Genomic DNA, 6,000 nt, shown 5'->3' with positions numbered 1-6,000 from the left:
ATTCAGAGATAGCCATACACATCTTTATTAGTTAATTACCAGTAAAATAGTACCGATTATTGTAAACACGCCCCCAGAAAGTAGACCAACCAAAGAACTATCGAGAATAAACCAAGCTTTTTTTGCTCAAACAGATTAAGAATTTCGGCATAATATATTGCTTCCGTTGGACATATAACATTTTCAAGCCTTAACAATAGTCGCGAAATCATGGCACGTCTGTTGACACAACGGCGTTCACGCAGCAATTCATGCACCAGTTCACCAATCATAATCTCTGTTGGGGGTAATACTACCCTTTGAATATTTTCACCGCCTTCATCAAGATAATGAATATTCATTTTTTTCCAAAAAATTAACTAATAGTTCATAAACTATAGATCATATGACCAGAGTGGCCTTAATGAAATCAGGTCATATTTAACTAAATTTTAAATAATTGACATACCTCACAGAATTCCGATTATTTTTTCAATCCATTCCAATCACACAACACTTACCTCTCATTTAATCACTGAGTAAGCAAGACCTTGTATGATTGCTTGACTAAATTTAATAATCGGCCACAAAAAATCCTTGTTTGGACTTAATATTTTGATGATAGTTTCACTCAAAATCTACATTTATTAGGTAAATTTAACAAATTCCAGTTAAACCTACTCGTTCAAATCTCCTCTGTACATTGTTGTAATGTTTTTTTAGCAACATTGATACCTGATTCAGCTTTGAATTGAATCCAATGTCGGAAAGGCTTAATTTTTAATAGTCTAGGCAGTATTTTTACATTGTAACTAGGAATGTAAAAACACCGCCAGAGGTGACGGTGTTTTTTTGATTAATGTGGAATTTCTGATACTTCTTTGACTTCCTGCTTATTGATCTGTTGCTTAACACCGTTGGCATCAGTGTAACCTAGCAATCCTGCATCAGTCTCTGTAGGCTTACCATCGCTGACAATAGTTTTGCCATCATTAGTATGGATAGCATAGCTTGTCCGGGTACAGCCCGTTAACGCTGACAGCGCGATAATCGCGGCTAATGATGAAAAAATAATTTTTTTCATGAACTAATCCTTATCAATTATTTAATTCACTCATATTGGTGATTTTGTCGCGGTTGATTTGTTCAGTTCTTCCTGACTGTGCATCTTTGTAAGATACTAAACCCGTATCACTGTCAATTTGAGGTTTACCGTCTGTAACGATTGTACGACCGTCTGTGGTTTTGATAGCCTGATTTGAAGAACATCCCGCGACTGAAACTGCAAATGCTGAAGCAATTAGCAGGAAACCTATGCCTTTTTTATTCATTACTGATCCCTCATTTGGAAAAAAATTTTACTAACTGTTCAATAATAGATGGTTTCTAGCAATCTGCTTCAGAATTGTACTCATACCCCACGAAATGCAAAAAAGATATGCCAGTGAGGATTCCGGTTTTGATCTTTTTTATGAGTCAATCTCCATGCGATGCAGTAAAGACCTTAAAATTATGATGTTACCTTGTTGCTGGCGATTGGTCGTTCCAGAGAGTATTAAGCAGGTCTATTAAGTCGGACGTAACTATTTGTTGTGAAGCAGACTAACTGCGTTCCTTCACAGAGCAATTCGTAATACTCCCTTTTCGCTATTTTTTTGATTATGAGCATATGCATATCCTGATTATTATGCTACCAGATGAATATTCGCTTATTGTTTGGAACCTGAGGATAAGTATGCTGAAGTAAAGAGTGTAAAATACTAACTAACACTACGGATTTAAATGCTGTTAGTTCAGATTGGTTAAATCGAGGCTCATTCAATTCAGGCTACGCTCACCGGCTTCATCCACAGACCTTTCTTTTCTGAAAGAGCCCTGATGATTGGTTCAGAAAGGTCGACTTCTCTGGACAGTTTTTCAGACTGCCAATAGCGTTCGAGTGTGAGTCTGCCTGTCAGGTCACATGTACAATCCATGGTTGCTATGATTTTGTGCCGGGCGACGTTACCCTGCATCGTAGGTACAGAACATACGACTGCAGAAAAATAGAGCTTCTCATCAAACAGGATCCACATACGGCCCGGTTCATGCTCAATGGTGCCGAGCATTTCAAAACGACGGTAAACTGTACTGGTGCTGTAAGACATTGGAATGACGTTCATGTGTATCAATCACTCAGGTGCGAATAGTAATAATTATGAACACGTTGCCGAGTATTCACTCGACACGATACCTCTAACTATAGGTTTAGAATATTTTTTTAATTCTATCCACCCCTATAATTCTTTATGGCGATTTTTTAATCACTCACTTGTACTCAATACTTGCCCTACCCACTCAAATAAGTGTGTAAAACCTCATTCGTTGTAAGCATACAATCCTTTTTGAAAGGGGTTTAAAAAACTATCGTGCACATCCCAACGCTAGCCATAACCCACTAATCTCGGCGACTATGCACTTCTGATAAGCACTGAATAGTGAATTTTACCTGAAAGAGTTAAGCCCAACACCTGCTTCATTCCACAGCCAATATTTATAATAGGAATGCCCGCATTAATTATGACTGGCAAATTAGGATGATTCTTATGCAGGCTGTATGCGGATTACACAAAATATCTTTGAACAGAGTGCTCTTGCGGACTTTTAGAGAAAGATTCTAATCAGGACAAATATTTTTTTTAATAAAACAGTATTTTGGCCTACCCTCAATCGGGCTTGGAATAGTTCCGGCTTTGGGTGAAATGGAAACAGAATTTTTTCCCGGGAATTATCCCGGGATTTTTTTGCACTTAAGAAGTGGCTATTGCTTCCCCACTCCATGGCTGTCTGGTAAAGGAAACCAATGCGATACGCGATATTGCCTGAATGTAGCGTCCCCCGGCATAAGAATTTGGGTGAAATTTTCAAATGATGCCTCATATTTTCCGCTTCCTACCCCTTCATCCGTACATATTGCAACTACCTGGCCGTCTGCGGGCTTTTCAACTTCATAATCAATCCAGTTCATACATTCTCCATTTTAGCTGGCTTAAAATATGGACTGCCTTTCCCCTTACCGCAAAGACAAATTCAATTTTAAGATAAACGGAAAATCGGTATCTGCTTTTTGTGGTTTCGGCCGATGATGGCCGCCTAAATCGTACAGAGTGAATCTCGTGTGCTTAAAAAAACAAAGTCGCCGTAGGTGCTATGATCACAATTCGGAAAACCCGCTTTATATAGGCGATATGTTAAAGGCATTTGGCAGGCTGAAGCGATTCTGACTGCGGCTTTTTGGGGTCACCGGGAGACACCGGGGAACTTACCTATATTGAAGAATGAAAAAGCGCTACGGGGGTGGCCATGCTCTGGATGGAAGAGGGTCTGTATCTAAGGGTGGAAGAGTTGCCGGGCGGCCCGCGGCCGCTGCCGATGCTGAGCGGGTTCAGCCTAACTACCGCCTATCGGGCGCTAGGGTGTTTTAATCCGTCGGAAACGTCGGACGCCTATTTCATTCTTTCCAACGATCGCGATGAGGTCTGGTTTATTTGTAACCGGCACCTTAGAACCGTTGTTATACGCCGGGACTGCACGGCATTCCGGTTGCCGCTCTCCTTTTTCGGCGAGCATACTTTAACCGGCACCCTGTCGGCAGTCCTCCCCAGACTCAGCGATTAAAAAGCATCCTGAGCAGAACCATCAGATGTGCCGCCTCGGTTTCATCGCTGGTCGCGTCAAGCCGCGCTATCATTTTCAGGCACACAGCAGTCCGCGTCAGCCGGCGCTCCTGTCGCAGGATCTCAACGGTAATGCGGCCCAGCAGCGCAATCTGGCAGGGATGGGTAACCTGGCTGAAGTAACCGGTGAGCCCGGCATCTTTAACAGGTGGTAGTCCGTCCTGTCGCATGAAATACCCGTGTGGAGTGAATAAGTTCGGGCGCAAAATAACCGATGTAATGGCGCGTGTACAGCAGTAATCCAGCAGTGCTAAATTCTTTAAACAAAACTTGGCATTACTTCATTAAATTCATAAAGTTAAATTTACGCTCCGGTTATCAGGGAAGCTCAAAGATAAAAATAATAGCGGCGGACGACAGCATGCCCATTACCCTGCACGATAACATCTTCAGTCAGGTACTGAATCCGGAAGACACTAACCGGGCCGATACCCGGGTATTTCTTGCCGGCGATGCAAAGCCTTTACGCTGCCCTATTAATTTTGTACGGCTATTCCCTATGGCAGTACGCAGCTGAACGGCAGTTCAGGCTGTACGCACAGGAGCCCTAGCCGGAAACCGTCTATGCGGTGACTGGATGACAATGAAGACTACACCTCGCCCTAGCAAGCCAGCATACAGGTTAAGATATGGCGCAAAAGCCAGCCGCTACATTAGTATACGCTGCATGGCCTGGCACGACGAGTTTTCTGCAATTTGCTGCCTCGCTGGTCGATCATCATTACCGACAGCGCGCAGACCAACGCGGCAGAAGTGATGTGGATGAGAATGGTAGCCTGGGCCCTGCGCGACCCGGAGCACCACGTGTACGTGTGGGACGGCACAGGTGAATCGGGCTGCCTGTACCCGGTACGCAGCTGGCTGGCATTTTGAGACCGCTGGCCCGCCTTTCTGCTGGGGCGTCCAGCCTGAAAGTCATCTGTGGAGACGGGGTGTTGTTAGCACACAGCCCCTAACGCTGCGCGGAACTGACACAGTTGCGGAACGGCACGGCCGCAAAACAGCTCTCCATCGGAGGGTTGTTACGCACCGTTCCGCGCACAAAGCCTGGCGCATTACCATGAAATGGCAAGCCGCACGCGCTGTCAGGCGCTCATTTCAGATACAGCCGTCCTGCAACTCGTGTCCGCCGTCGTATTCCTGAAAAAAAGCGTGCCGAACTCAGGCAGTCCTGTGCCGACGTGCCACAATTTAACTGCCTGAAATGCAGGACATCTTTTAACTGAGGAAGACATCATGACAACAACAAGACGCGGTGGTGCTGGAAACTTTGCGGCCGATCCCGCACGTGCCTCCGAAGCAGGCAGTAAAGGCGGCGCCGCCAGCGGCGGCAACTTTAAAAACTGTCCCGACCGCGCACGCGAGGCCGGCCGTAAGGGCGGACTTATCAACCGCCGGGGTTCCAAATCTAAAATTTAATTGAGCTGAACATACGCGCAACGAGGCTAATATTACATCCCGGCGCGCTTATTTAGGGAACCTTTATTTCCTAAATACTTTTTGATTCTGATGCAGAATAATCTCCGCGTTTTTCTCAGTAATTTTTTTCTCGCCCGTCTCGAACTTTTAAAGGGTTAACCTTACAGCCTGACAGATGGTTAGCCGTAACACTTTCAATCCTCGGATGAAATTAAATCTCATATTACCCCGATTCCTTTAGATGAAATCGATTTCAGGTAACACTTAAATTTTATTCAGTATTTTCCGACGGTTAACCCTGATAGCCTGTCAGGCATCTGAATTCATGATGTTTTTATCTTCTGACGGAAGCTTTTATTTCAGGCTGGCCGGACAATGCGCTGAAAATAATGATACGGAAGAGGACTTCATTGCATTAAACCACTACACTGAAATACCGCTATAAGACTGAGAGTGAGCTGAACATGTTTGAAGACTTTCATAACGGAAACCAGCTGATTATTGGCGAGGCTGCGGTTCACCTGGCGATGAATAATACGGATATCACCGTTAATTCACTTATCCGGGAACTGGCTGATATGGCCGCAGCTGAAGAAGATCCTTTGCGCTGCGTGCAGATAATAGGGGCGAAGCGCTGGCTTCGCGGGTTTAAATCATTACCGGGCAACCGGGACGAGCTGAGATGGGTCACCGGAGCGGGCCGCACCTCACCGCACTAAATAGTTTCCGCCTGTCCGCGACATACCGGGCAGGCATCTTTAATGACATCTCATCTGAACATCCTTCCTGTTGTACAACCTTTCCATTGAATCATTCACTCATTATTTGCGCACAGATACTTATCTAACTTACTGAATAATAATTGGAAGCATTTTTTGCACAAAAA

Annotated in this window: 9 protein-coding genes; 3 read left to right on the top strand and 6 right to left on the bottom strand. The window is 44.5% G+C overall.

Going from position 1 to position 6,000, the window contains the following annotated elements; all coding sequences use genetic code 11:
* Window positions 1-56: 56 nt before the first annotated feature.
* From JK231_RS10140 to JK231_RS10120, 5 genes are all read right to left on the bottom strand, one after another.
* Entirely contained in the window at window positions 57-341 is a 285-nt protein-coding gene (locus tag JK231_RS10140) for a hypothetical protein (protein ID WP_211728468.1), read from the bottom strand.
* Window positions 342-835: 494 nt separating this feature from the next.
* The gene (locus JK231_RS10135) at window positions 836-1,063 is read right to left on the bottom strand and encodes a YgdI/YgdR family lipoprotein (protein ID WP_160833575.1); all 228 of its coding nucleotides are present in this window, start codon (window positions 1,061-1,063) and stop codon (window positions 836-838) included.
* A gap of 13 nt (window positions 1,064-1,076) precedes the next feature.
* Window positions 1,077-1,310: a YgdI/YgdR family lipoprotein gene (locus JK231_RS10130; RefSeq protein ID WP_097117047.1), complete on the bottom strand. Its 234-nt coding sequence runs from the start codon at window positions 1,308-1,310 to the stop codon at window positions 1,077-1,079.
* A gap of 492 nt (window positions 1,311-1,802) precedes the next feature.
* Window positions 1,803-2,141, bottom strand: coding sequence for a hypothetical protein (locus JK231_RS10125; RefSeq protein WP_141398996.1), 339 nt, complete (start codon window positions 2,139-2,141; stop codon window positions 1,803-1,805).
* Window positions 2,142-2,779: 638 nt separating this feature from the next.
* Window positions 2,780-2,986: a hypothetical protein gene (locus JK231_RS10120; RefSeq protein WP_097117045.1), complete on the bottom strand. Its 207-nt coding sequence runs from the start codon at window positions 2,984-2,986 to the stop codon at window positions 2,780-2,782.
* A 335-nt stretch (window positions 2,987-3,321) separates the two neighbouring features.
* Here JK231_RS10120 and JK231_RS10115 point away from each other — a divergent pair, with 335 nt between their 5' ends.
* Complete coding sequence (locus JK231_RS10115; RefSeq protein ID WP_160867406.1) at window positions 3,322-3,636, top strand: hypothetical protein; 315 nt, start codon at window positions 3,322-3,324, stop codon at window positions 3,634-3,636.
* Here JK231_RS10115 and JK231_RS10110 read toward each other — a convergent pair.
* Complete coding sequence (locus JK231_RS10110) at window positions 3,626-3,865, bottom strand: hypothetical protein (RefSeq protein ID WP_160867407.1); 240 nt, start codon at window positions 3,863-3,865, stop codon at window positions 3,626-3,628. The genes JK231_RS10115 and JK231_RS10110 overlap by 11 nt on opposite strands.
* Before the next feature lie 1,066 nt (window positions 3,866-4,931).
* Here JK231_RS10110 and JK231_RS10105 point away from each other — a divergent pair.
* Both JK231_RS10105 and JK231_RS10100 read left to right on the top strand, forming a co-directional pair.
* Window positions 4,932-5,114 (top strand): general stress protein, encoded by a 183-nt coding sequence (locus tag JK231_RS10105; RefSeq protein WP_097117042.1) that lies wholly within the window; start codon window positions 4,932-4,934, stop codon window positions 5,112-5,114.
* Window positions 5,115-5,578: 464 nt separating this feature from the next.
* A complete protein-coding gene (locus JK231_RS10100) occupies window positions 5,579-5,833 on the top strand; it encodes a hypothetical protein (RefSeq protein ID WP_211728467.1) in 255 nt (84 codons plus the stop codon).
* The last annotated feature ends 167 nt before the right edge of the window (window positions 5,834-6,000 follow it).

Source organism: Pantoea sp. JGM49, from assembly GCF_018257655.1.
In the GTDB taxonomy this organism is placed as follows: domain Bacteria; phylum Pseudomonadota; class Gammaproteobacteria; order Enterobacterales; family Enterobacteriaceae; genus Pantoea; species Pantoea communis.
Note: the sequence above shows the minus strand (reverse complement) of the source record. Positions and strands in the feature narration are given on the sequence as shown.